A 25,533-nucleotide genomic window follows, 5' to 3' on the forward strand; every position below is an offset into this window, starting at 1 on the left:
GCGTAATCGACTCGTTCTACGGCACGTGGGGCGGCGACTGGGCTGTCTGGGGTGGCGCTGCATTCAAGGCAACCGAAAAGGCTACCTTCAACCTGCAGCTCGCTTACGACGACACCAAGACCTTCGCAGCAACCGCAAACGTTGCTTACGAACTGGTTCCTGGTTTCACGATCACCCCGGAAGTTTCGTACACCAAGTGGGACGACAAGCGTTCCGTTCTTGATGGCCAGGATGCTTTCCAGGGCATGATCCGCTTCCAGCGCTCGTTCTAATCAGATCGACGCTTAAGCGAAATGCGCCAACGGGAAACCGTTGGCGCACATCCATTTGAAACATAGCTCACGAATGCGTGAATTTTGATCCTTCAGAGATGGGGATTTCGAAAAGGATCGAAAACCGGGAGGAGTAACGGGGACGACAGAAAGCTGGGGGCAAACATGGTCTTTTAGAAAGGTCCAATCATGTCTCCGCATAAAATTAGCTCACTTATCTTGTGTTCTGAGAATTATTTCATTAGTTGTGCGTCTCATATATCAAAGGGGGGCGCGCAATTATCGTCGTTGGGGAAACGAAGATCGACATGGGCGAAAAGTTTACGCCGATAGTCGACTACAACTTAAAGTACACATCCAGCAAAAGTCCAAACCACCGGCTTGTTGAACAATTTTCGGTGGCGGAACTGACGGGGAAATATATCAACATCCTGTGGGATGATGGGTCACACAAGTATAATGTGAAGTCGTTTCTCGGCGAAATTGACGAGATTTTGAAGGGCGAACGCTTTTCAGGTTTCGATCAGGAAATGCTTGACTCCGTCGTCGGTTCGCTCCGTGAGCGCGGCAATAGCAATGCAACCATCAATAGAAAGATGGCTGCGCTGAGCAAGCTGCTGCGAAAGGCGCACAAGATGGGAGATATCTTCAATCTACCGGAATTCGTCCGGCAGAAGGAGCGTGTAGGACGTATTCGATTCCTTGAATACGAGGAAGAAAAGCGCCTATTCGCCGCGATCAAGTCGCGCTGTGAAGATAGTTACCGGCTTTCCTTGTTTCTTGTCGACACGGGCTGCCGCCTCGGCGAAGCCATCGGCGTTACCTGGAACGATATTCAGGATCAACGGGTTACGTTCTGGCTCACCAAATCAAATCGCAGCCGTACTGTGCCCCTCACCCGCCGTGCCCGCAAAGCAGCACATATTCCGCATGAAAAGCTCAAAGGCCCCTTCTCCATGCTCAATCAGGTCCGGTTCCGCCAGATCTGGAATGAGGCAAAGATGGAAGTCGGCCTTGGCACGGACGATCAGGTCGTTCCGCACATTCTGCGTCATACCTGTGCATCTCGACTGGTTCGCGGTGGCATCGATATTCGTCGTGTTCAGATGTGGCTGGGACACCAGACCCTGCAGATGACCATGCGCTATGCTCATCTTGCTACACATGACCTCGATTCATGCGTGAAAGTGCTTGAAGTCCACTAGAGTGGCTCCAGTTAGAATGGAATCGTGAGCTGCTCTATCTCTTTGTTGGCAAGTCTTATCCGATGCGTCGTAGCGGGATAAGAAATCAGTTCAGCGAGCTGATTTCCCTGCGTAGAAGCTGTTTTGTGTTGCAGGAAATACTCTGCAAGGTAGCTCGAAAATTGTAATCAGGTTTTCGGATAAGGTCGAGTTGGCACACATAGTCAGAGCGTCGATCGGTCCAGTCAGATCGAGATGCCCTCTACGCGACTTCAGCACGTCCATGTGCAGGACTTTATAGCCAGCCCCTTGGAGGCGTGGCTGAGGTCATGATGTTTATCGATATTCGGGTTCAGGCCCGGATAGTTTCACGTTACCTAGCCTTATTACTTAGCTTTTGACGACAGCAAGCGCGATCATTTGCTCGCATTATTCAGCCGACGCGGAATCATTGTGATGGCACCGGCGAATACAAGTTGCTATGCCTTTTCCCAGCAGGACAGGCGTTGGTGACTGACGGCATTCTCCAGCCCTTCGATTTGTCCTCATCACTTTGTGCAGGACTGAGAATCGACTGGAAAACACCATGGGATCGCCCCGCCTTACACCGCTCATCGTAAGCTTACCATCCACTGTTCCTTTTACCGGTCCTGAAACGCTGGAGTTACAGCGGGGAAGACCTTTCAAGGCGCGAATCGGTGCCAATGAGAGCAGTTTTGGTCCAGCACCATCTGTCCTCGAAGCCATTCGGACGGAAGCAAGCGAGATATGGAAGTATGGCGACCCTGAAAACTACGAATTGCGCCACGCCATTGCCGCACATCACAGCGTGAAACCTGAAAACATCATGCCCGGAGCGGGTGTCGATGCCTTGCTCGGATTGGTAGTCAGGCAATATGTCCAGGAAGGTGACAGGGTCATCAACTCGCTGGGCGGCTACCCGACCTTCAACTATCACGTTGCCGGTTATGGCGGGAAACTGTCTACTGTTCCTTATATCAACGACAGATCAGACCTCGATGGTCTGCTCGATGCGGCGCGCAAGCAAGATGCCGTAATTCTATATCTCGCCAATCCGGATAATCCGATGGGAACCTGTCATGAGGGTTCGGATATCCAGTCCTTCATCGAGCAGGTTCCGGAAACCACCATGCTCATTCTGGATGAGGCCTATTGCGAAACAGGGCCTGCCTCCGCCTTCCCGCCTTTTGAAACCGACCGTCCGAACATTTTGCGGATGCGCACTTTCTCCAAGGCCTACGGTCTGGCAGGAATCCGGTGTGGTTATGTTGTCGGCAGCGCCGAAGCCATCAAATCGTTCGACAAGATTCGCGATCATTTTGCAGTGAACCGTCTTGCGCAGGCAGCGGCTATCGCTGCCCTCAAAGATCAGGCTTACCTGCGCGACGTGGTAGCTAAAATAATAGCCGGGCGAGATCGCATCGTCACAATCGCCAGGGCAAACGGCCTTGCAACCGTCCCCTCTGCCACGAATTTTGTCGCCATCGATTGCGGCAAGGACGGAGCATTCGCCACGGCAGTTCTCAACGGCCTGATAGCGCGTGACATCTTCGTGCGCAAACCCGGTGCCCCGGTTCTCGACCGCTGTATTCGCGTGAGCGTCGGTATCGATGAACAGCTCGATCTTTTTGAAGCTGCCCTACCTGCAGCTCTAGAGGATGCCCGGAAACACACAGATATTCGCGAAACTGCCTGAACGGTGGAGCTTTAGATGCAGATTCAATCCGATAGTCGGCCCCAGAAAATTCTTTTCAGCACGCTGGCCGGGCTGTGCGGTGCGCTTGCAATCGCTGCTTACGCGGGAGCGGCCCATGGTGGGGAGAACCATCTGGGCAATATTGCTCCGCTTCTTCTCGGCCATGCGCCCGCGTTTCTGGTGTTATCGCTGATCGTGCCTGCCAGCCGCACCGCTTATCTCGGCGGGATATTACTTGTCATCGGCCTCACTTTGTTCTGCGGCGATCTCTTCATGCGTGACATGACGGGTGATCGGCTCTTTCCGATGGCTGCACCGACTGGCGGATCATTGATGATTCTCGGTTGGCTAGCCGTCGCGATTACCGGCTGGTTTTCAAGAACCAAATAAAAAGGGGCCGAAAGGCCCCTTCTTTTTCGAATAGTCCTGATCTGATCAGGAATTGCCTTTCAGGCGTGCATTGCAGAGGCTGTAGTAACCGCCGCCTTTTTGTATCCACTTCAAACCACCCAATGCATTGGCATCTTTCAGCCTATAATACTGCTCGAGGCAGGTGTGCATACGAGCCTTGCCAGCTGATTCATTCGAAAACTTTGCAGAAACTGCCGTTGGAAATTTGACGCCTCTGGGCGCCGCAACCGTTGGGGCAGCTGGTTCACTGGTACCGTCGGTGCTGAAGGCAACTGGATCTGCACCCGGTCCGCATTCAGCCTTGCGGAAATCGTTCCATTTTGCAACGTTGTCAACACCAGCGTCTTTTGCCGCCTGATACTTGGCGCTGCACTGCTTCATCGTTAAGCCCTTGGCGCTGTCATCAGGAGCAGTGCTTTTTGCCGTTTTCTTAGCCGGAGAAGCAGGTGCAGGAGCTGCGGCGGCATTTGCACCGCATTGCGCCTTGCGGAAATCGTTCCATTTCATGCCGCCAAGCGTGCCAGCATCTTTGGCAGCTTGATATTTCGCGCTGCATTCCTTCATTGTCAGGCCCTTGGCACTGTCGTCTGCGGCAGGGGCGGCTGCACTCTTGGTTGCCTTTTTAGCTGGAGCTGCCGGTACTGCGGCGGCATCTGCGTCGTCTCCACATTGCGCCTTGCGGAAATCGTTCCATTTCATGTCGCCAAGCGTGCCAGCATCTTTGGCAGACTGATATTTTGCGCTACATTCTTTCATCGTCAGGGCGTTGGCGGGCGATGAAAAGGCAAATGCCGCAGCACTCATGATGATGGCTGTGCCGGCCATGGCGGTGATGGTTCGAATTGACATCTTGTCACTCCCTATCGAATGCAGCTCTTTCGATCACTCGGTACCTTTTACGCCTTGCGATCTTACTAATATAGAGGAACGGTAGATGTCATCGTTGCTCTGACCCGTTCCGCTTATACGTCAACCTTGCGCTTCGCAAAGTTGACTGTCAATCATTTGGTCAATATTACCCTCAGCTCCAATACAAATTTTCTAACGGGCTTTCTTTGCTAGTTATGGTCATGCAGGTGCCATGAAGTAAAATTATAGTACTTCCCACCTCATGTCCGATTTTTATTCGAACAGAGTTAAAATCCTGGGGCGGTGCAGATGACATAGCGGATCATGATCATTGGCGGCGCCGGTTCAGGAAAATCAAGCCTCGCGCGTGCGCTAGGCGAGGTTACCGGCTTACCGGTCGTTCATATCGATACCCTCTACTGGCAGCCCGGTTGGACGATGCGATCACGTGACGAAATCGGTCGCCTCACCAAGGAAGCGGCAGATCAGGACAGATGGATATTCGAGGGCAATCATAGCGAAACTATGAATTACCGAGCCTTGCGGGCAGATATGCTTATTTTCTCGATATATCGACCATGCGTCGCCTGTGGCGTGTACTGAAAAGAACAGTAATCCACTACGGACGCTCGCGCCCGGATATGGCGGAAGGTTGTGTGGAGCGTTTCGACTGGGATTTTCTGAAATGGGTGGCTGGCTATCGCCAGAACGGCCGTATTCGTGCGCTGGCCTTTCTAGAGAAGGCGCCTCAACATCTTTCCAAGCACCATTTGCGCAGTCCGTATGATGTGAAACGCTTTCTCGCGCAGATGGCGCGCGAAATAAAATAAAACAATCGGCCTTCCCGATTGCGATAAATCCACAAAGAAGACCGTGAAATAACAATTTTTCAAGCCGTGCGCTGCATCGCAAGGGCTGTTATATTTAATCGTCTCCCAAGACTTTACGCTGCGTGCTATGGCCCAATCATCTGCACAGCGCGAATGCATGACATGCCGGAACTCGTTCCGGCACCGTAATCTTTTTGCCGGATTGCCGGCTTCTCGCTGTTCTGGAGTTTCCACGTGGCCGATATCACTGATAACGCCGCTGCCCTTATTGATGCGCCGAAATCTGCCGCATTCGACCGTCACCGCCTCTATGAAGATGCTATGGCGATGCTGATCGGCACATCCTTCATTGCACTTGGCATTACGCTTTACAGCCAGGCGATGCTAATGACTGGCAGCACCGCCGGTATCGCCCTTCTCATCCAGTATGCAACAGGCACTGAATTCGGGTTGCTCTATTTCCTGATCAATCTGCCATTCTACTATTTTGCCGTGCGTCGAATGGGGTGGGCTTTTACGATCAGAACATTCGTCGCAGTGGCCATGATGTCGGGCTTTGCGCGACTGATGCCCTTGAGTGTCGACTTCTCAAGCGTCAATCCGCTTTTCGCCGCACTCATGGGCGGTACCTTGATGGGTATGGGTGTACTCGCACTCTTCCGGCATCGTTCCGGTGTCGGCGGCGTCAATATATTGGCGCTCTATCTGCAAGATGCCTATGGGATAAGGGCCGGCTGGTTTCAGCTCGGCCTCGATATCCTGATTATGCTGGTCTCGCTGTTCTTTATCCCGTGGGAAAATATGGCACTTTCCCTCATCGGCGCGATTGCCATGAATCTTATCATTGCAATCAATCACAAACCGGGCCGGTATCTCGGTATAAGCTGAGAAAACAAAAAGCCGCCTTCGAAGACGGCTTTTCTCACACACGACTGTTTGTCGCTCAGTGGGCGGTCATCCACTCGCGTGCGTCGCGCAACGCCGCTGCCAGTTCGCCCTTGCTCATCGTGGCAGCCACCTGATTACGCATACGGGCGGCCTTCTCGCTGCCGCGGATGGCGGCAATGTTCAGCCATTTGTGGGCCTGCACCACGTCGATCTCGCAATCGCGACCGATGGCAAATTTCATGCCCATTTCCAGAAGAATGCGATCCTGCGCGATTGCGTTGTTCTTATTCGTAAAGCTCTGAAACTGTGCCATTTTCTTTGTCCCTGTTAAATCCCGAGAACCGTCCGGTCTTTATTTCAAAGCCTGATTTCGTTGCTTCGAAACTGCCGCCTCTGTCGTTCCGTTCATGCTCTCAAATCTACGGGAAAGGATTGAAATGCGCGTTAAACCAGATGCTTAACGAGCAACCAACAAAATCCGAACAAGGGGTAAACTTGGGATTTTGTTAAACATGCAAGTGCTGCCGATTGCTGGATTTTCGTAAAAATTCGATTCAAATCCGCATGATTGAACGAAACCAGTTGCTAACTATAGACAACATTCGAACGCGGGCGTGTGTGTACAAAGGGCAGTGTTTCATATGCCGAGCACGACATAAATATCCCTCTTCCGCTTCGCCAGAAACTGGTTTACGTTTACGTTTGCGTAAGCTTGACGGATGGTCGAGGAGGCTTCCGTCTTAAACTTCAGAACGCATCACAGCGGTTTCATCGTTGCGACCGGCAAAGCCGGGACTGGCGGCGATTTGGGAGGAAAGAATGATCCGCACACTTATTCTTGGAATGACGCTTGCAGCCACCTTTGCCGCACCCGCCCTCGCCGAGGAAGGGATCGTCGGCACGTGGAAGCGTCCGAACGGCACGATCATCAGCTATGCAGCATGCGGCGCTAACAAGTTCTGCGGTACGGTGCAGACCGGCGAATACAAGGGCAAGTCCATCGGCACGATGTCGGGCACCGGGGGCAGCTATAAGGGTGAGGTCAACAAGCTTGACGAAGGCAAAACCTATACTGGCAAGGCCAGTGTCAAGGGCAATACGCTTTCACTCTCCGGCTGCGTGATGGGCGGCCTGATCTGCAAGAGCGAAAGCCTGGCGCGCCAGTAATATCCAGCGCTGCGGAATCAAAAAGGGCGGCTCCAGGCCGCCCTTTCTTTCATCGCTTGTTCAGCGTGCCTTCTGACCGAAGAGAATCTTGTGTTCCTCTTCCTTGTTCACGGACGCATTTGCACGTTCACGTTCTTCTTTGCCGACCACGAGACCGCGCTGCACCGCAGGGCGCGCATTCATCGTCTGATGCCAGCGCTTCAGGTTCGGGAAGTCATCCAGGTTCTGGTCATAATTCTTGTAGGCATTAATCCAGCCAATGGAGGCCATGTCGGCAATGGAGTATTCGCCAGCGATATATTCCTTGCCTTCAAGTTGCATGTTCAGGACGCCGTAGAGACGGTTGACCTCATTGGTATAGCGGTCGATGCCGTATTGGACTTTTTCCTGAGCATAGATACGGAAATGCCCGGCCTGCCCAGACATCGGGCCTAGTCCACCCATCTGCCACATCAGCCATTCGTCAACGGCGACACGCTTGCGTTCCTCGGTCGGGTAGAACTTACCGAACTTTCGGCCGAGATATTGCAGGATCGCACCAGATTCGAACACTGAGATCGGTTCGCCGCCCGGCCCTTCCGGATCGATGATCGCGGGCATACGGTTGTTTGGAGCAATCTTCAAAAAGTCCGGCTGAAACTGATCGCCCTTGCCGATATTGATATATTTGACCTCGTAGGGAACGCCCAGTTCTTCCAGCATGATGCTGATCTTAAAGCCATTCGGCGTGGGCCAATAATACAATTCGATGGGCTTGGTCTGTTCGGCCATGGGTTCTCTCCCGCTGATCCTGAAATTGCGCGGGACGTGTTCCCGCATTCCAATGATGGGAAACATAAGACCCTTTCGGGCAGGCACAAGAGCCACTTGTGGCAATAAACGGAACATCAATATTTTTGAACACTGCATGAACGACGCTCTCAGGGACGGTTCAGGCGCTATCGCTAGATTGAATAGGGAGAACAGAAATCAGAACGGCTTTGGGGGTCAACCAGTATGCTTCGTCGTTTAACAATTGTCTGCCTGATGATCGCTGGCTTTGCCGCAGTCGCCAGCATTTTCGTTGACCAGAGATATAACGTCTACCGGGATCAGCCGGTGATCGGGCCTGTAGCCGCCTTCACCCAAAAGCCTGCTGGAGAACGGCCATGAAAAGAACCCGGATCATAGCCGCAGTCGCCCTTCGGGTTTTCCTTTTCACAGCCATTTTCACCGGTCCGGCAGCAACCTTCGCCTACACGCAGATTGGCCAGCATTCCCAGATGAGCGGCATCGGCCTCGTACTTTATGTGAGCCTGCAACGCGTCGCATAAACTGGGTCATATACCAGTCATGGACTCTGCTATACTAGGTCATGACACAGCGAATCGAACATCCATTTCTGACCGAGATCAAAACACCTCCGACCGTTGACCCGGAGGTTTTCAACGACGCCGGTGCGGCGGTTGCCGCCCTGCAAAAGCTATATGATCGCAACACGGCTTTCCTGCGCGATGCGTTCGAGAAGGTTGCGCGCGGCGAGGTTTCGCCGCAGCGCTATCGCGCTTATTATCCCGAAATCTGCCTGTCTACATCGAGCTTCGCGCATGTGGATTCTCGGCTGGCTTATGGCCATGTCTCGACGCCGGGCGATTATTCCGCAAACATCACACGGCCCGATCTGTTCGACCATTATCTCACCGAGCAGATTCGTCTCCTGATGCGCAATCACGGTGTGACCGTGACGGTGAAAGAGTCCTCAACGCCGATCCCGATCCATTTCGCCTTCAAGGAAGGCACTTATGTAGAGGCATCTGTCGCCAATGCCTTCACGCACCCGCTGCGTGATCTCTTCGACGTGCCCGATCTGGCGGCAACCGACGACAAGATCGTCAATGCCGATTTCGAGCCCGCCCCCGGCGAACCGATGCCGCTTGCGCCATTCACTGCCCAGCGCGTCGATTATTCACTGCATCGGTTGGCGCACTACACGGCGACAAGCCCGGCGCATTTCCAGAACTTCGTACTGTTCACCAACTACCAGTTCTATATGGACGAGTTCTGCGCCTATGCCCGCGAATTGATGGCAGAAGGCGGCGGCGGTTATGAACAGTTCGTTGAACCAGGCAATCTGATTACGCGCGCGGGCGAAACCGAACCAAGCAGTGGCAGCCCTCTACCTCGCCTGCCCCAGATGCCAGCCTACCACCTGCAACGGGGCGACCATTCGGGCATCACGATGGTCAATATTGGCGTAGGCCCGTCCAATGCCAAGACCATAACCGACCATATCGCGGTGCTTCGCCCTCACGCATGGCTGATGCTCGGTCACTGCGCTGGCCTTCGCAACAGCCAGCAGCTTGGCGATTATGTCCTGGCACACGCCTATATGCGTGAAGACCATGTTCTCGACGACGATCTGCCTGTCTGGGTGCCGTTGCCAGCACTTGCTGAAATTCAGGTTGCGCTGGAAGAGGCCGTCGAGGAAATCACCGGTCTGGAAGGTTACGATCTGAAACAGATCATGCGTACCGGCACGGTCGCAACCATCGACAACCGTAACTGGGAACTGCGCGACCAGCGTGGCCCGGTGCAACGCCTCTCACAGGCACGCGCTGTCGCGCTTGATATGGAATCCGCGACAATTGCGGCCAATGGTTTCCGTTTCCGTGTGCCTTACGGCACGCTTCTGTGTGTTTCCGACAAGCCGCTGCACGGTGAACTGAAACTTCCGGGCATGGCGACCGAATTCTACAAGCGACAGGTGGCGCAGCATCTGCGCATCGGCATCCGCGCAATGGAAAAGATCGCCGCCATGCCGGACGAGCGGCTGCATTCCCGCAAGCTCCGCAGCTTCTACGAAACGGCTTTCCAGTGACGTTAAGGGAGTAGGGGAAAAAGGGAGTAAGGCAGTATGTTGGAGCTGTGCTGGAAACAGAGCAGCTTGGATCCTACTCCCTTATTCCCTTATTCCCTTATTCCCTTATTCCCTTATTCCCCTACTGCCTTCATTTCCATTATCGCGCCGTATTCAATAGCTAGAGGCATTTCATGTCGAAAAGCCGTGAAAACCTTTCATTCCTGTTGTTGCTGGCTGCTGTCGCGCTGTCGGTTCCGCTCGTGCTCGGATTTCTTGGGGCGGTACATCCCGCACTGGATTCCTTTTCGCATTTTCGAGCCCACCTCGCCGTCTTGCTGGCAGTGCTGACCGTTCCCTTGCTTTTCACCAAAATGCGGCGCGAGGCAGCGATGCTTCTGCTTTTTGCCGTTATGGCTCTCAGTACAACTGTCGGTGCTGCACGCGATTTCCTGAGCGGCTCTACAGGTGCACAGGCGCAGGAACAAGGTGGGGCACGCTACAGCCTCGTCCAGATCAATTTGCGCGAAGACAATCCCGAACCAAAACGCATTCTCCAGATGATTGCGCGGGAAAAGCCGGACGTCATCACCTATGAGGAAGCGAGTGAGCAATGGACAAAATGGCTCACCATTCTCCAGGGTTCCTATCCCTACCACCTCAATTGTGCTGACGATCCCAACACATGGGGCGTGGGCATCCTGTCGAAGCGGCCTTTCAGCGAAGATGCACAGACGGCCTGCGTCGGCGATGGTTTGCTCGCAATTGCGCCAATCAATTTCGGCGGAACGACCGTGCATGTCGCAGCACTGCACTTTTCATGGCCATGGCCACGCTGGCAGCCTTATCAACTCCGCTACATCGAACCGGAACTACAGAAGCTGAAAGGTCCTCTGGTCGTCGCCGGTGATTTCAATGCGGCACCGTGGAGCAATGCCGTTCGTCGTGTCGAATATGCCTCCGGCACCCGTCATATGACCGGCATCGGCGGCACGTGGATGACGCACCTGCTGCCTGTTACGCTGGCGCCCTATATCGGCCTGCCGATTGATCAGATACTCGTAAGCCCCGAAATCGGAGGGGCGAAGGTTTCGGCGCGTGAAGATGCTGGCTCCGATCATCTGCCGGTTCGGCTCGATTTTTCCGTTCCGCCGCCCGTTCGGCCAGATGAAGAAGAACCGGAAACCCAGTCCGTCATGCTTCAATAAAAAAGGCGGTCCCAGACCGCCTTTTTCTTTTACATGCTCACGTAAACAGGTCCCTCGCCAACTCTCTTTTAGCCGCATTTCCGGAACGCAAAACCGGCGCCACTTTTGCTGGAAATGCTCGGATGGCGGTCGAGACGGACACTGTTTTCCGCAAACATTACATGTTTACGTAAACAGGCCCCTCACCGCCTTGCGGCGGCACCCAGTTGATGTTCTGGTTCGGGTCCTTGATATCGCAAGTCTTGCAGTGCACGCAGTTCTGCGCGTTGATGACAAACCGCACGTCCTTTGCCTGCGGATCGGCAGCAGAGTTGCCGTCGGCATCCACCCATTCATAAACACCCGCAGGGCAGTAACGTGTCGACGGACCGGCAAAGATGTCGTGTTCAGACGTCTGCTGCAATTTCATGTCACGGACCTGAAGATGCACAGGCTCATTCTCGTCATGGTTCGTGTTCGACAGGAACACCGACGACAGGCGGTCGAACGTCAGAACGCCATCCGGCTTCGGATAGTCGATCTTCGCGTGTTTCGCAGCCGGCTCAAGTGACTGCGCATCAGTCTTGCCGTGCTTCAGCGTTCCGAAGATGGAGAAGCCGAAAAGCTGGTTGGTCCACATATCGAGGCCGCCGAGCGCCACGCCAGCAATCGTGCCGAACTTCGACCACAGCGGCTTGACGTTACGCACGCGCTTGAGATCCTTGCCAATCAGGCTCGAACGCCAATTGTTCTCGATCTCGACCGGCTCGTCATTGGCGCGTCCTGCGGCAATTGCCTCGGCGATCTTGTCAGCAGCGAGAATGCCGGAAAGAACCGCATTGTGGCTGCCCTTGATGCGCGGCACGTTGACCAGACCAGCCGAGCAACCGATGAGTGCTCCGCCCGGAAACGAAAGCTTCGGCACCGACTGGAAACCGCCTTCGGTAATTGCACGTGCGCCATAGGAAAGACGCTTGCCACCCTCGAAGACATCCTTGATGGCCGGATGCGTCTTGAAACGCTGGAATTCTTCAAACGGCGACAGATACGGGTTCTTGTAATTAAGGTGCAGCACAAAGCCGACCGCAACCATATTGTCCTCGAGATGATAGAGGAACGAGCCGCCGCCGGTCTTCATGTCGAGCGGCCAGCCGAAGGAGTGCTGAACCAGCCCCGGCTTGTGCCTGGAAGGATCGACCTGCCACAATTCCTTGAGCCCAATACCGTATTTCGCCGGTTCGCGGCCCTCGTCGAGCTTGAATTTCGAGATCAGCTGCTTGGCAAGCGAACCGCGCGCGCCTTCGCTGACCAGCGTATACTTGCCGAGCAGCGCCATGCCGCGTGTATAGTTCGGACCATGTGTTCCGTCACGCTCGACACCCATATCGCCAGTGGCGACGCCGATGACTGCGCCCTCGTCATTGTAGAGCACTTCGGTTGCTGCAAAGCCCGGATAGATTTCCACGCCAAGTTCTTCGGCCTTGGTGCCGAGCCAGCGGCAGACATTGCCCAGGGACACGATGTAATTGCCATGATTGCTCATCAAAGGCGGCATCGCGAAATTCGGCAGGCGCACGGAACCTGCAGGCCCCAGCACGAGGAAATGATCGGCTGTCACGGGCGTCTTGAAGGGGTGCCCCTCTTCCTCGCGCCAGCCCGGCAGAAGCTGGTCGATGCCCACCGGATCAACGACAGCGCCAGAAAGAATATGCGCTCCGACTTCCCCACCCTTTTCGAGGACGACGACGGAAAGTTCGGGATTCGCCTGTTTCAAGCGGATTGCCGCAGCAAGGCCAGCAGGACCCGCGCCGACGACAACAACGTCGAATTCCATGCTCTCGCGTTCGGGAAGCTCCTGGTTCGCATATTCTGGGGCTTCAGACATTCATCCCTCCGTCCGGTGTAACATCGTCTTCTTACTAAGGTAGCCCAGACGACGCATCCAATTGTTTTTGTGCATGATCTAATCGCGAATACCCATGAACCGACTGCCTGTCAGCACTGATGGTATGGAAAGACCTGCCGTTTCCCCGTAATCTGCCTTACCCTGTCGCAGAGTTGGAGACTGTCGCAAATGCGTCCAATTGTCCAAAACAGGCGTCCTACGTCCACATATTCATTTACTTTAACGTAAACGTCAAATCTATTCCCTTCAAGAAGCTGCGATGAGGATTTGTTCTTGGTGATGGAAGAAGTACGACTTCACAGCATGTCATGAGCATAAGAGAGCCGTAGCTGGCTCTGGCTGGGATATGCCGGTGTGAAATCGGATATGAATTGTCACTAACCGTCGAAACAAGCCCTAAATCCCAACCGGGCTCTTGCATTCACCCGCAAAATTCGCCACCTCAGAGGTGAGGTAGATAATGGCTGATAATCGCGAAACGCTGGATATTGAAGGTTTGCTCCGCTTCTATGCGGAAGCAGGCGTTGACATGCCGCTTTCCGAAACGCCGTTAGACCGGTTTGCGGAGCCTCAGCGCCCTGTTCCTTCGCAACCAACGGCGCAAATGTCGAATTCGCCGGAGCGCGCCCGGCAGCAGCAACCACGTCCGGCCCCGACACCTGCCCCCACCAGCAGGCCTGTTCAAGCCGCAGCCGACCTTCCCGACACAGCGCAGATTGCGCTCGCACGCGAGGCGGCGGCACAGGCTTCGACACTGGAGGAATTGCGGGAGAAGCTCGCTGCATTCGACGGCTGCAACTTGAAATTCACGGCGAAGAACCTTTGTTTCGCCGATGGCGATCCGTCATCCGACATCATGTTCATCGGTGAAGCGCCCGGACGGGATGAGGATATGGAAGGATTGCCGTTTGTCGGAAAATCCGGACAGCTTCTCAATCGCATGATCGAATCTATCGGCCTGAAGCGAGAAAGCGTTTATATCGCCAACACGATCCCGTGGCGTCCGCCCGGCAACCGCACGCCGACGCCGCTTGAAACGGAACTCTGTCGGCCATTCATAGAACGACAGATCGAGCTTGCCGCGCCGAAAGTTCTGGTTGCACTTGGCGGACCTGCGGGCAAGGCACTCACCGGCGCGACGGAAGGTATCCTTCGGCTACGCGGCAACTGGAAGATTCATCGTACGCCCAACGGCCTCGAAATTCCCGTCATGCCGACCCTGCACCCAGCCTACCTTCTGCGAACGCCAGCGCAAAAGCGGTTTGCATGGCGCGATTTTCTGGCTGTGAAGCTGAAATTGGCCGAATTGATTAGTTGAAATCTCCGTAGTTCAGTGGCATCGGCAGGCGGCGTAGGCGGTATTGTCACCAACATGCCGCAAACTTGTTCTATTTCGCCGCTTGCCAAACCGCCTTTCGGCGACAAGTAGCCCTAAATTCAGATTCCCCATGGGATTTCACTGTGGAGTTTTTCATGGCTGGCCAGCTCCTGCCCATAGCCGCTTTGCTTGCAAGCACCTTTCTGATGCTGCTTGCCGGTGGCCTTGCGGGTATTCTTCTGCCCCTGCGTGGCGGCATGGAAGGCTGGTCGACCACGACCATCGGCTGGATGGGTACGAGCTATTCTCTCGCCTTCACGATCGGCTGCATCGTGGTGCCGCATCTGGTGCGGCGCGTTGGGCATGTGCGCGTCTTCTCCTCTCTGGCGACGCTGCTTTCGATGGCGCTATTGTTCCATGCACTGGTCGTCAATCCCGTCGCATGGATGATCTTCCGTGGCATTGCAGGTTTTTCGCTCGCAGGCAGCTACATGATTATCGAAAGCTGGCTGAATGAGCGTGTGACCAATGAATCGCGCGGCCGCATCTTCTCGATCTATATGATTATCACCATGCTCGGACTGTTGTGCGGACAATACATCCTGCCGTTCGGCGATGCGGGAACGCAGACGCTCTTCATCATTTGCGCCATCATCTATGCAAGCGCACTGCTTCCAACCGCCCTCTCAAGTGCACAGTCGCCCAACCCGCTGACGCAGGTTTCGCTCGATCTGAAAGGGCTTTACCGACGGTCGCCTGCTGCAGCCGTCGGCTCGCTGATTGCTGGTATAGTTGCAGGCACCTGGAACTTCCTCGCTGCCATTTACGGCGAGATGAACGGTCTTTCGACCTTCGGCATCGCAACAATGCTTGCCTGTGCCATGGTCGGCGGCGCGATCTTCCAGTATCCGCTCGGACGGGGATCTGACTTTGTCGATCGTCGCTATGTCATGGTGATCGCCGGTATTATCGGCTTTGCGTTGTCGATGGTGATGGTGCTGTTCCATCCCACTTCGCCCTATGCGCTCTACATCATGATGTTTCTGTTCGGCTCGGTTATTTATCCGATCTACAGCCTCAACGTCGCTCACGCCAACGACTATGCGGACGCCAGCGAATTCGTGAAGGTTTCCGGCGGATTGCTGATTATTTACGGCGTGGGCAGCGTCATCGGGCCTGCTCTTTCCGGCCCGTTGATGGATCTGATCGGTGCATCGGGCTTCTTCGTAACCATGGCCATTGCCTACGGCTTATACGGCCTGCATGCCTTCTGGCGCATCCGTCGCTTCGAACGCCCGGCCATCAGCGACCAGAAGACCGAATACAAGTTCCATACGCCGGACGGCCAGTCCACGCCGGAAACCATGCAGCTTGATCCTCGTGCAGAGGGCGCACCCGGTCAAAGCTGAATTCATTGTGTCTGAGGTGCGTTCACCTTGTGGGGCGCAATGGAAAGCTTGTGCTCGCGGTAGATGATGAAACCGCCCGCCGCCATAACGATGGCGCTACCGGCCAGCATTTCGAAAGTCGGGATATCGCCGAACAGCAAAAATCCGATGGCAAGTCCCAGCAGCATCGAAGTGTATTCGAAGGGAGCAATCGTCGACATCGGCGCATGGCGATAACACTCGGTCAGAAGGATCTGACCAACACCACCCGCAAAGCCAGCACCGACCAGCATGGCAAGCTGTGACCAGTTCGGTACGATCCAGCCGAATGGAAGGCTTGCCAGGGAAATGACGCTCGCGGATAGGGAAAAATAGATCACAATGGTCGAGGTGCGCTCCGTCTGCACGAGGCGACGCACAAGCATCATGGCCACCGCAGACAGAATAGCCGCGCCAAGAGCGGCAAACGCACCCATGGCCTCGTCATGCCCCATGCTGCCGCCGGAAAACACCGTCAGCCGCGGCCAGATGATGACCATCACACCACCAAGCCCGATGAGAACCGCGCTCCAGCGATAAAATCGCACGACTTCATGCAGGATGACCGCGCCAAGAATGACGGTAATCAGCGGTGAAGCGTAGTTGATCGCGATTGCTTCGGGCAGCGGCAGCTTGGTGAGAGCGAAAAAGCTCATCGACATGGAACAGACGCCCACCAGCCCACGCCAGAAATGGCTGAAACCGTTCTGGGTGCGGAACACGCCGGAAAGCTGCCCGCGCCACCCCAGATAGACCAGTATCGCGAAGATTGCGAAGAACGACCGGAAAAAGATCAACTGTCCGACAGGCACGCCTTCAGCCGCCTTCAGCAAGGTGGACATGGCGACAAAAACGGCAACGGAAGCGATTTTGAGACCGATGCCGAGCATCGGGTTGGTTTCAAGATGGGCAGCCTCGACAGGCGCGCTCGCATGAGCGTTCACAACGCAATTCCTTAAAAACACAAAGCGCAGGTTCGCCCAAAATATTCGAGCGCCTGTTTTCTTATTCCTGTTTGTGAGACAGCACCAGTAGCACAAAGGTTCCGCTGAAAATTATTTGGCAAAGTGTCTGTCGTTTGTTTTGTCGCATTATCCGACGCAAAGCCGCTTCGCACTTTTGCTGGAAATGCTCCGGTCACAAAAGGCCGGTTGGTTGTTCTGGAATTGAGTTTCCCTTGGCTGCAATTCCGGGTACGAATCCAGCATTGTGAGTTCAATGTGAGTTCAGGGAGAGAGTTTCGCTATGCGTACTGAAACCGGCCAGACATTCCGTCTCGAAGATTATCGTCCGACCCCATACGCCATACCCGAGACGAAACTGGGCTTCTCACTGGAACCGGAAAAAACGCTCGTCCGTGCTACGCTGACGATTGAACGCCGGGATGACACCCCGGCTGGCACACCGTTGGTTCTCGATGGTGACGAACTGAAGCTTGTCAGCATCGCCATTGACGGCAAGGCGCTTGCCGACAACAGCTATGTCGCAACGCCCGACCAGCTTGAAATCAGCGATCTGCCGGAAGGCAAGCGCTTCACGCTTGAAATCGTGACAGAAATCAACCCGACCACCAACCGCCAGCTATCCGGCCTTTATCGCTCCAGTGGCGTTTATTGCACGCAGTGCGAGGCAGAAGGCTTCCGCCGCATTACCTATTATTATGACCGCCCGGATGTGCTGTCAGTTTATACGGTGCGAGTTGACGCCGACAAGCAAGCTGCCCCCATTCTCCTGTCCAATGGCAACCCCGTTGACAGCGGATCGGTCGAAGGCAACTCGGACCGGCACTTCGCAATCTGGCACGATCCACACCCAAAACCGTCCTATCTCTTTGCACTCGTTGCCGGATCGCTTGGCGTCGTGAAGGATCACTTCACCACGCAGTCCGGACGGCCTGTCGATCTGGCAATCTATGTCGAACATGGCAAGGAAAGCCGGGCACTCTATGCGATGGATGCACTGAAGCGATCCATGCGCTGGGACGAGGAGAAGTTCGGGCGCGAATATGATCTCGACGTCTTCAACATCGTTGCCGTTTCCGATTTCAACATGGGCGCGATGGAGAACAAGGGTCTCAACGTCTTCAACGACAAATATGTGCTGGCCGATCCCGAAACCGCAACCGACGTCGACTATGCGGGCATCGAAGCGGTGATCGCACACGAATATTTCCATAACTGGACCGGCAACCGCATCACCTGCCGCGACTGGTTCCAGCTCTGCCTCAAGGAAGGCCTGACGGTCTATCGCGACCACGAATTTTCCGCCGATGAGCGCTCGGGCCCGGTGAAGCGCATCGCAGAAGTGAAGATTCTCAAAGCGCAGCAGTTTCCGGAAGACGCCGGGCCGCTCGCTCATCCTGTGCGCCCGCGCGAATATCGTGAGATCAACAATTTCTACACGGCCACCGTCTATGAAAAAGGTTCGGAAGTCGTGCGCATGATCCACACGATCATCGGGTCTGAGCTCTTCCGCAAGGGTATGGACCTCTATTTCGAGCGCCATGACGGAGAAGCGGCGACTATCGAAGATTTCGTCAAGGTTTTCGCCGATGTTTCCAGCCAGGACTTTTCACAGTTCGCGCTCTGGTACGATCAGGCTGGAACACCAAAGGTGGAAGCCGCTTTCGCCTACGATGCTGCGAAGGAAACCTTCACGATTGAACTGGTGCAGTCGCTGGGAGCGACGCCCGGACAAACCGTCAAGAAGCCGATGCATATCCCGATTGCCTTCGGCCTTCTCGGTTCTGACGGCAAGGATATGATGCCAACATCCGTTGAAGGTGGAGACGTGCGCGGCGACGTAATCCATCTGCATCGTTCTTCCGAAAAGATCATCTTCCACGGCATCAAGGAACGCCCTGTGCCGTCGCTGTTGCGCGGGTTCTCGGCTCCCGTAAATCTATCAGCACCTCTATCGGATGATGATCGCGCATTCCTGGCCCTCAACGACAGCGATCCGGTTGCCCGCTGGCAGGCATTAACCGGAATTTTCAACCAGGCCCTGCTTGAAGGCGCCAAGCGTGTTCGCGGCGGTCATGCACCGGCGATTGATGATAAGGTCATCGAACTTGCCGGAAATATCGCTTCGGACGGGACGCTTGATCCGGCCTTTCGTGCGCTTTGCCTCACGCTGCCGAGCGAAAGCGACATCGCACGCGAGATGGGCAGCAATGTCGATCCGGATGCGATCCTCGCCAGCCGAAACCATTTCGTGGACGCTATTGCCACCCGATATGCCGACGACTTCGCAAAGCTCTATGATGGCCTGAAACAGGATGGCGCTTTCTCGCCGGATGCAGACGCAGCAGGCAAACGTGCCTTGCGAAACGTGCTGCTCGATTATCTGAGCCGCCACGACAAAAGCCAGAAACGCGCCGCCAGCCAGTTCGTCAATTCGGATAATATGACTGACCGCTTCGCGGCGCTGGCCGTGCTGGTGCACCGCTTTGGCGATACGGACGAGGCAAAGGACGCACTGGCAAGTTTCGAGCACCGGTTCGGCAAGGATGGTCTTGTGATGGACAAGTGGTTCAGCGTGCAGGCGAGCCGTCCCGGCGACGAAGCCTTGCAGGCTGTGCGCGATCTTACGAAACACGCCCTCTTCTCGCTCGACAATCCGAACCGCGTCCGCTCCGTGATCGGCTCATTCTCCGCATCCAATCCGACCGGCTTCAATCGCAAGGATGGTGCGGCCTACGAGTTCTTTGCAGATACGATCCTGTCCATCGATCCAGAAAATCCACAGCTTGCAGCGCGGCTTCTGACTGCGCTTCGCTCCTGGCGTTCGCTTGAACATACCCGCCGCGAGCATGCAAGGGCAGCGCTGGCGCGTATTTCAGGCGCAGGCAAACTATCTACCGACCTGCGCGATATCGTGGACCGCACTCTCGCCTGATTCGCGACCTATCCTGATCGTTATGGTGATTCGCTCGTTCCGGCTGCTTAACCAGCAATCGGAACGAGCCATTTCATGCTGATGAACGCAAAGGCGGCGGGCAGTCAGCTTTCATGAGTCTTTTCATGCCTTTAGCCGAATCAAATGCGATGCTGATTCCACTTAAGAGCTTGAGATTCATGAATAAATTGGCTGACAAAACCCTGATTTTTACACCTCGTTAACGAATTCGCTGGACAGCGCGAATCACTTTTGATTCATTGATCATATTCGGAGGTGGCGTATTCCGAATCACTTCACTCGCAGGGAATTCACGAGGGACCAATATATGGCGAGCACCGACGCGTATGGCGCGCCGGCGGGGACGCATTGCGAATCCGGTCGGAAAAGAAGGAAAGGCAAGCTTTCGGGCCATGTCAGTCTTCTTGCTGGTCCGGCCTATGGCAAGTTCGTCTCAATCGAGCCTATCCTGCGACGCCTCGTTCCTGCGCTCATCATTATTTTCCTGATTATTCTCGGCGTAGCGCGCGTCTTCTCGATGCTGGCGTGGCGCGAGGATATCGAGCAGCAGCATAAGGCATTTCTGTCGGCTGCGACCGCCAATCTCGCACAGATGATCGAGCGTGTTGCCAATGGCACCGACGTCGGAGCGCAGATCGCCGCGAAGGACATTCAAGACACGATAGCCGAGTTTCGTTCGCGCGGGCTGTCGTCGTCCGGCATGACGCTCGCCGTCATTGACCCACAATCCTCCGTGGTGGCAATTTCAGGCCCGATGTCCGATCTATCCGGCAAGTCGGTCGATACGATCCTTTCGGAAGCACAGCCGCTGTTCCTGTTTGCAGAACGTGCAGGCGTGCTGAAAGTCACACTTCAGGGTGAGCCGGCTTTCGGTGCCTTGTCGAAGCCTATGACCCTGCCCTATTCCGTTATCGCCGTCGAACCGGAAAGCGCCATCTTCGCAGAATGGCGCCGCGCCGTGTCGCTCAATGTGACGCTCTTTGCGGGTACGACGGGCGTCATGTTCGCCATCCTTTACGCCTATTTCAGCCAGGCAGCGCGAGCCCGCGAGGCCGACGATCTCTCCAACCAAATCCAGCGCCGTATTGATCTGGCGCTGGGCCGCGGTCGATGCGGCCTGTGGGATTGGGACATGGCACGCGGTCGCATCTATTGGTCGCGTTCCATGTATGAGATGCTGGGCTACGAAGCGCAGGATGCGGTGCTGCCATTCGGTGATGTGGCTGCAATCATCAATACGGAAGATGGTGATCTTTATTCGATCGCCGAACAGGCAGCGGCAGGCGATATTTCGCATGTCGACCGCGTCTTCCGCATGCGCCACGCCGATGGTTCGTGGGTCTGGATGCGTGTTCGCGCGGAAATCGCCAGCGAAGGCGATCTTCATCTGGTCGGCATCGCCTTCGACGTCAGCGAACAGCACCGCTTTGCGCAAGCGACGGCGGAAGCCGACATGCGCATCCGCGAAGCCATCGAGAATATTTCGGAAGCCTTCATCCTGTGGGATTCCAACAACCGCCTCGTCATGGCGAATTCCAAGTTCAGTGAATATGCTGGCCTTCCGGTCTGGACCCTGAAACCCGGTGTGCCGCGCAACGAAGTTGATGCCCATACACGCCCGTTCACTTTCGAACGCCGCATGGCCAATGAACATAACCGCGCTGGTGGTCAGACCTTTGAACGCCAGCTCAGCGATGGCCGCTGGCTCCAGGTCAACGAACGTCGCACGCAGGACGGCGGCCTTGTATCCATTGGCACAGACATTACCCAGCTCAAGCTGCATCAGGAACGTCTGGTCGACAGCGAACGCCGCCTAATGGCGACGATTCACGACCTGTCGATTGCACGCAAAGGCGAGCGGGATCGCGTGCGTGAACTCTCCGAACTTGCCCGCAAATACGGTCAGGAAAAGGAACGCGCGGAAGCCGCGAACCGCGCCAAGTCCGAATTCCTCGCCAATATGTCTCACGAGCTGCGCACGCCGCTCAATGCGATCATCGGCTTCTCGGAAATGATCCAGGCAGGCACGTTCGGCCCGCTCGGCTCCGACCGTTACGAGGAATACATCAACGACATCCATACAAGCGGCAACTTCCTGCTTAATGTCATCAATGACATTCTCGACATGTCGAAGATCGAGGCCGGGCAATTCTCGCTCGACCGTGAGCAGATCGATCTCTGCCCGCTTATCAATGAAACGGTACGCATGATTTCGCTGCAGGCGGATGAGAAGAATATTGCGGTCAATACGCGCATCGAAGAGGCAATGCAGCTCTATGCCGACCGGCGCGCGATCAAGCAGGTGCTCATCAACCTTCTCTCCAATGCGGTGAAGTTCACATCCTACGGCGGGCAGATCACGGTACGGGCGCGAAAGACCGGCTCAGCCCTCTTCATGACTATTCAGGATACCGGTGTCGGCATTCCAAAATCGGCAATCAAGAAGATCGGCCAGCCCTTCGAACAGGTGGAAAACCAGTTCACCAAGACTCATACCGGTTCCGGCCTCGGACTTGCCATCACCCGTTCACTGGCCGAGCTTCACGGCGGCTGGCTTCGCATTCGCTCAACCGAAGGCGTTGGCACCGTGGTTTCGGTCTGCATCCCTGATCGCAAGCGCGGTCAGGTTGGACATGGTGCGGAAATCCACGCGGCCTGATTAGATGGTCAAAAGCTTCTCAAAACTTGTCCGCACGTCAACGGCGACTTCCGCCAGATGATGCTCGACGCGCTTTATGTCTGGCATGTCGGCCGCACGGCATAGCAGGTCGATCATGCCGGGTATGAATTCTTCACGTTTGGCATCGCTTCCAAGACACAGACGGATCGTCTGGCTCAGATTGGTATAGAGGCGATGGGCGCCGACAAGGCTATCGGCAAGCGCCGGATCAGCAAAAGACGGGTCCAGGGCCGAAAGGATTTCTTCTGTACCCAAGGGACGCGGCTTCCGGTCGAGCTTGTTGGCCAGCACGGCAAACTGGGCGATGAATTCCAGATCGACAATGCCGCCGGGCTTCAGCTTGAAATCCCAATCATCGGCAGGTGGCTTTTCCTGATAGATGAGGTCGCGCATCTCGCGCACATCCTGGGCGATCTTCTTCACGTCACGGGGAGAGACAAGAACCTTGTCGATCTCGCTTCTGATGTGATCCATAAACGCCTCGTCGCCATGAATCGGGCGCGCACGGGTCAAGGCCATATGTTCCCATGTCCATGCTTCGCTGCGTTGATACTTGCCGAAGGATTCGATGTGGGTGGCAACCGGTCCCTTATTGCCGGAAGGGCGCAGCCGCATATCGACTTCGTAGAGCACGCCTTCCGCAGTTGGCGCAGAAAGTGCTGCAATGAGCCGCTGGGTAAGGCGGATATAATATTGCGAGGGAGCTAGCGGCTTTTCGCCGTCTGATTCATCCGTCTCCTTGTCGTGATCGTAAAGCAGGATCAGATCGACATCCGAACCGGCGGTGAGTTCGCGACTGCCAAGCTTGCCCATGGCCAGAAGCGCCACTCTCGCACCCTTAACCTTGCCGTGGCGTCGCTCCAGTTCAGCGGCCACGACTTCGAATGCCTTGCCGATCATCAGTTCAGCCAGATCGGAAAATGCGCGACCAGCGCGCACGCCATCAATGGCGCTTGTGAGCAGGCGAATACCGATCAGAAAGCGATGTTCGGCAGCGAAGATGCGCAACCGGTCAAGCACTTCCTCATAATCGGTCGCAGGTCCCAGAAACACGCGAAGGCGTTCTTCCAGATAGGCGCGTGTCGGCATCTCCGAGAAAATCGCCGGATCGAGCAGACCGTCAAAAACATGCGGGTTGCGCGTGATGATTTCGGCAAGCCGGGGGGCGGCGCTCATAATCATCACGAGAAGGTTCAGGAGACGGGGATTTGATTGCAATAGGCTGAAAAGCTGGATGCCCGCAGGCAAGCCCTTCAAAAAACCGTCGAAACGCAAGAGCGCTTCATCCGCACGCTTGGTCTCGGCAAAGGCCTTGAGCAGAGCGGGCGTAAGTTCGGTCAGGCGCTCACGCGCTTCAGCAGATTGCGTGGCGCGATAACGCCCGAAGTGCCACGTGCGGATCACGCGGCATATATCGCTCGGGCGCTCATAGCCCATGGCCGCTAGCGTCTCCAGCGTGCCCGGATCATCCACATCGCCAGTGAAGACCAGATTTCCAGATGAGCTTCCAAGTTCGGGAGCCTGCTCGAACAGGGCCGCATAGTGCTTTTCGACGACCTTGAGCGCATCGAGAAAAACATCTGAAAAGGCCGACGGATCGGCGTAACCCATCATATGGGCAACACGCGCAAAGCCTTCATCGTCTTCGGGCAGAATATGCGTCTGCTCGTCGGCGATCATCTGGATGCGGTGCTCTACGTCGCGGAGGAAATAATATTCCTTCGCCAAGGCATCGCGAGCCTTCTCGGTGATCCAGCCCCGCTCCGCCAGTCTTGCCAGCATCGGCACTGTCTGGTTGCCACGCAATTCGGGAAAGCGCCCTCCAGCGATGAGCTGCTGCGTCTGAACGAAGAATTCGATTTCGCGGATGCCGCCACGTCCCAGTTTCACATTGTGGCCGCGCACAGCGATATCGCCGTGCCCCTTATGGGCGTGGATCTGCCGCTTGATCGAGTGCACGTCGGCAATGGCCGCATAGTCGAGATATTTGCGCCAGACATAGGGGGAAAGCTCCGCCAGCACCTGCTTCCCGGATTCGCGGTCCCCTGCAACGGGCCGCGCCTTGATCATCGCCGCGCGTTCCCAGTTCTGGCCGCGCCCTTCGTAATAATGAAGTGCCGCGCCGACAGGAATGGCCAGCGGCGTGGAACCGGGGTCCGGACGCAGGCGAAGATCGACGCGGAAGACATAGCCATCGCCGGTGCGGTCCTGCAGGATGCGGACAAGGCGGCGTGTCAGCCGTGAAAAAGTTTCGACGCATTCATACGGATCGCCGATGGCCGGTCTGGTTTCATCGATGAAGACGATGAGATCAATATCGGACGAATAATTGAGTTCACGCGCACCGAACTTGCCCATGCCGAGAACAATCCAGCCACTGTCCTTGTCGGGCTGGTTTCGGTCAGGAAGTTTAATCTTGCCCGCACTATCCGCATCAAACAGCAGAAACCGGACGGCTGCGCCAGTGCAGGCCTCGGCCAGATCAGTGAGCCAGCCCGTCGTTGCTTCCGTATTGAAAATGCCAGCGAGATCGCAAAGCGCGATAAGGACATGCGCCTCACGTTTCAGAACACGCAGGCTGGTCATGAGGGAGGCTTCCGTCACGTCTGCACTTGCAGCACTGGCCGAGATATCCGCCAGAATATTCTCTAGTGCAGCCTCCGGCGATTTGTCGACGATGCGATCCAGAATACGCGGATGACGGGTCAGTGCTTCGCGAATGAATGGAGAAAGATCGAGAACGGCCGAGAAGAACGGCGCGGCTTCTGCCTTTTTCAGCAAGGCTACGACGTCTGTAAGTTCCTCTTCTCCGGCACGCGCCGCAAGGTCGGCCAGGAAGGTCTCCGCCCTTGCGGGATCAAGCGGCGTCAAAGCACGAATCTCTCTCTCCAAGAATAGTGCCGTTGCGTTTTCTGCCGCCATGATCCCCTCTTATGTCACGCC

General features: G+C 55.6%; 22 protein-coding genes and 1 pseudogene. 16 read left to right on the top strand and 7 right to left on the bottom strand.

Annotation, left to right across the window (positions count from 1 at the left end; translation table 11 throughout):
* On the bottom strand, positions 1-98 hold a 98-nt coding region (locus F9K91_RS26800), incomplete at its 3' end, for a hypothetical protein (protein ID WP_459562244.1).
* Here F9K91_RS26800 and F9K91_RS20795 point away from each other — a divergent pair.
* The 4 genes and pseudogenes from F9K91_RS20795 to F9K91_RS20810 form a co-directional block, all read left to right on the top strand.
* Positions 78-272, top strand: a pseudogene (locus F9K91_RS20795) (porin); the annotation flags it as partial. The gene F9K91_RS26800 and the pseudogene F9K91_RS20795 overlap by 21 nt on opposite strands.
* 278 nt (positions 273-550) lie before the next feature.
* A complete protein-coding gene (locus tag F9K91_RS20800; protein WP_151652650.1) occupies positions 551-1,477 on the top strand; it encodes a tyrosine-type recombinase/integrase in 927 nt (308 codons plus the stop codon).
* 565 nt (positions 1,478-2,042) lie between these two features.
* On the top strand, positions 2,043-3,173 hold the full coding sequence (locus F9K91_RS20805; RefSeq protein ID WP_151652648.1) for a pyridoxal phosphate-dependent aminotransferase: 1,131 nt from the start codon (positions 2,043-2,045) through the stop codon (positions 3,171-3,173).
* Between the two features lie 15 nt (positions 3,174-3,188).
* On the top strand, positions 3,189-3,563 hold the full coding sequence (locus F9K91_RS20810; RefSeq protein WP_151557886.1) for a DUF423 domain-containing protein: 375 nt from the start codon (positions 3,189-3,191) through the stop codon (positions 3,561-3,563).
* A gap of 45 nt (positions 3,564-3,608) precedes the next feature.
* Here the strand turns inward: F9K91_RS20810 and F9K91_RS20815 are convergent, their stop codons facing one another.
* The gene (locus tag F9K91_RS20815) at positions 3,609-4,433 is read right to left on the bottom strand and encodes an antifreeze protein (RefSeq protein ID WP_151557884.1); all 825 of its coding nucleotides are present in this window, start codon (positions 4,431-4,433) and stop codon (positions 3,609-3,611) included.
* A 324-nt stretch (positions 4,434-4,757) separates the two neighbouring features.
* Here F9K91_RS20815 and F9K91_RS26400 point away from each other — a divergent pair, with 324 nt between their 5' ends.
* From F9K91_RS26400 to F9K91_RS20825, 3 genes are all read left to right on the top strand, one after another.
* Entirely contained in the window at positions 4,758-5,036 is a 279-nt protein-coding gene (locus F9K91_RS26400; protein ID WP_235913324.1) for a P-loop NTPase family protein, read from the top strand.
* A 53-nt stretch (positions 5,037-5,089) separates the two neighbouring features.
* Positions 5,090-5,263, top strand: coding sequence for a P-loop NTPase family protein (locus F9K91_RS26405; protein WP_235913326.1), 174 nt, complete (start codon positions 5,090-5,092; stop codon positions 5,261-5,263).
* 234 nt (positions 5,264-5,497) lie between these two features.
* A complete protein-coding gene (locus F9K91_RS20825; RefSeq protein WP_151557882.1) occupies positions 5,498-6,151 on the top strand; it encodes a YitT family protein in 654 nt (217 codons plus the stop codon).
* A gap of 55 nt (positions 6,152-6,206) precedes the next feature.
* Here the strand turns inward: F9K91_RS20825 and F9K91_RS20830 are convergent, their stop codons facing one another.
* Entirely contained in the window at positions 6,207-6,464 is a 258-nt protein-coding gene (locus F9K91_RS20830; RefSeq protein WP_061347264.1) for a sel1 repeat family protein, read from the bottom strand.
* Positions 6,465-6,970: 506 nt separating this feature from the next.
* On the opposite strand from F9K91_RS20830, the gene F9K91_RS20835 reads away from it, so the two are divergent.
* A complete protein-coding gene (locus F9K91_RS20835) occupies positions 6,971-7,318 on the top strand; it encodes a DUF2147 domain-containing protein (protein ID WP_061347263.1) in 348 nt (115 codons plus the stop codon).
* Between the two features lie 60 nt (positions 7,319-7,378).
* On the opposite strand, the gene F9K91_RS20840 is transcribed toward F9K91_RS20835, so the two are convergent.
* Positions 7,379-8,089, bottom strand: a complete 711-nt coding sequence (locus F9K91_RS20840) for a glutathione binding-like protein (RefSeq protein ID WP_151678626.1) — start codon at positions 8,087-8,089, stop codon at positions 7,379-7,381.
* 225 nt (positions 8,090-8,314) lie between these two features.
* Between F9K91_RS20840 and F9K91_RS26045 the strand changes: the two genes are divergently transcribed.
* The 4 genes from F9K91_RS26045 (at position 8,315) to F9K91_RS20850 (ending at position 11,362) form a co-directional block, all read left to right on the top strand.
* Positions 8,315-8,470, top strand: a complete 156-nt coding sequence (locus tag F9K91_RS26045) for a hypothetical protein (RefSeq protein WP_167522242.1) — start codon at positions 8,315-8,317, stop codon at positions 8,468-8,470.
* A complete protein-coding gene (locus tag F9K91_RS26050; protein WP_167522243.1) occupies positions 8,467-8,631 on the top strand; it encodes a hypothetical protein in 165 nt (54 codons plus the stop codon). The genes F9K91_RS26045 and F9K91_RS26050 overlap by 4 nt, the downstream gene beginning before the upstream one ends.
* Positions 8,632-8,672: 41 nt before the next feature.
* Positions 8,673-10,175: an AMP nucleosidase gene (locus F9K91_RS20845; RefSeq protein ID WP_109987944.1), complete on the top strand. Its 1,503-nt coding sequence runs from the start codon at positions 8,673-8,675 to the stop codon at positions 10,173-10,175.
* 173 nt (positions 10,176-10,348) lie between these two features.
* Positions 10,349-11,362 carry an endonuclease/exonuclease/phosphatase family protein gene (locus F9K91_RS20850; protein ID WP_151678627.1) on the top strand — a complete coding sequence of 338 codons (1,014 nt, stop codon included), beginning with the start codon at positions 10,349-10,351 and terminating at the stop codon, positions 11,360-11,362.
* A gap of 157 nt (positions 11,363-11,519) precedes the next feature.
* On the opposite strand, the gene F9K91_RS20855 is transcribed toward F9K91_RS20850, so the two are convergent.
* Positions 11,520-13,226 carry an electron transfer flavoprotein-ubiquinone oxidoreductase gene (locus F9K91_RS20855; RefSeq protein WP_151678628.1) on the bottom strand — a complete coding sequence of 569 codons (1,707 nt, stop codon included), beginning with the start codon at positions 13,224-13,226 and terminating at the stop codon, positions 11,520-11,522.
* A gap of 481 nt (positions 13,227-13,707) precedes the next feature.
* Between F9K91_RS20855 and F9K91_RS20860 the strand changes: the two genes are divergently transcribed.
* Positions 13,708-14,565: a uracil-DNA glycosylase gene (locus F9K91_RS20860; protein ID WP_151557874.1), complete on the top strand. Its 858-nt coding sequence runs from the start codon at positions 13,708-13,710 to the stop codon at positions 14,563-14,565.
* A gap of 155 nt (positions 14,566-14,720) precedes the next feature.
* Entirely contained in the window at positions 14,721-15,974 is a 1,254-nt protein-coding gene (locus F9K91_RS20865) for an MFS transporter (RefSeq protein WP_151557872.1), read from the top strand.
* 2 nt (positions 15,975-15,976) lie between these two features.
* Here the strand turns inward: F9K91_RS20865 and F9K91_RS20870 are convergent, their stop codons facing one another.
* A complete protein-coding gene (locus F9K91_RS20870; protein ID WP_282188496.1) occupies positions 15,977-16,882 on the bottom strand; it encodes a DMT family transporter in 906 nt (301 codons plus the stop codon).
* 355 nt (positions 16,883-17,237) lie between these two features.
* Here F9K91_RS20870 and pepN point away from each other — a divergent pair, with 355 nt between their 5' ends.
* Complete coding sequence (gene pepN / locus F9K91_RS20875) at positions 17,238-19,889, top strand: aminopeptidase N (RefSeq protein WP_151678629.1); 2,652 nt, start codon at positions 17,238-17,240, stop codon at positions 19,887-19,889.
* A 328-nt stretch (positions 19,890-20,217) separates the two neighbouring features.
* A complete protein-coding gene (locus F9K91_RS20880; protein WP_151678630.1) occupies positions 20,218-22,569 on the top strand; it encodes a PAS domain-containing sensor histidine kinase in 2,352 nt (783 codons plus the stop codon).
* On the opposite strand, the gene F9K91_RS20885 is transcribed toward F9K91_RS20880, so the two are convergent.
* On the bottom strand, positions 22,570-25,512 hold the full coding sequence (locus F9K91_RS20885; protein WP_151678631.1) for a bifunctional [glutamine synthetase] adenylyltransferase/[glutamine synthetase]-adenylyl-L-tyrosine phosphorylase: 2,943 nt from the start codon (positions 25,510-25,512) through the stop codon (positions 22,570-22,572).
* Positions 25,513-25,533 lie beyond the last annotated feature (21 nt).

It is taken from the genome of Brucella tritici, from assembly GCF_008932295.1.
GTDB lineage: Bacteria > Pseudomonadota > Alphaproteobacteria > Rhizobiales > Rhizobiaceae > Brucella > Brucella tritici.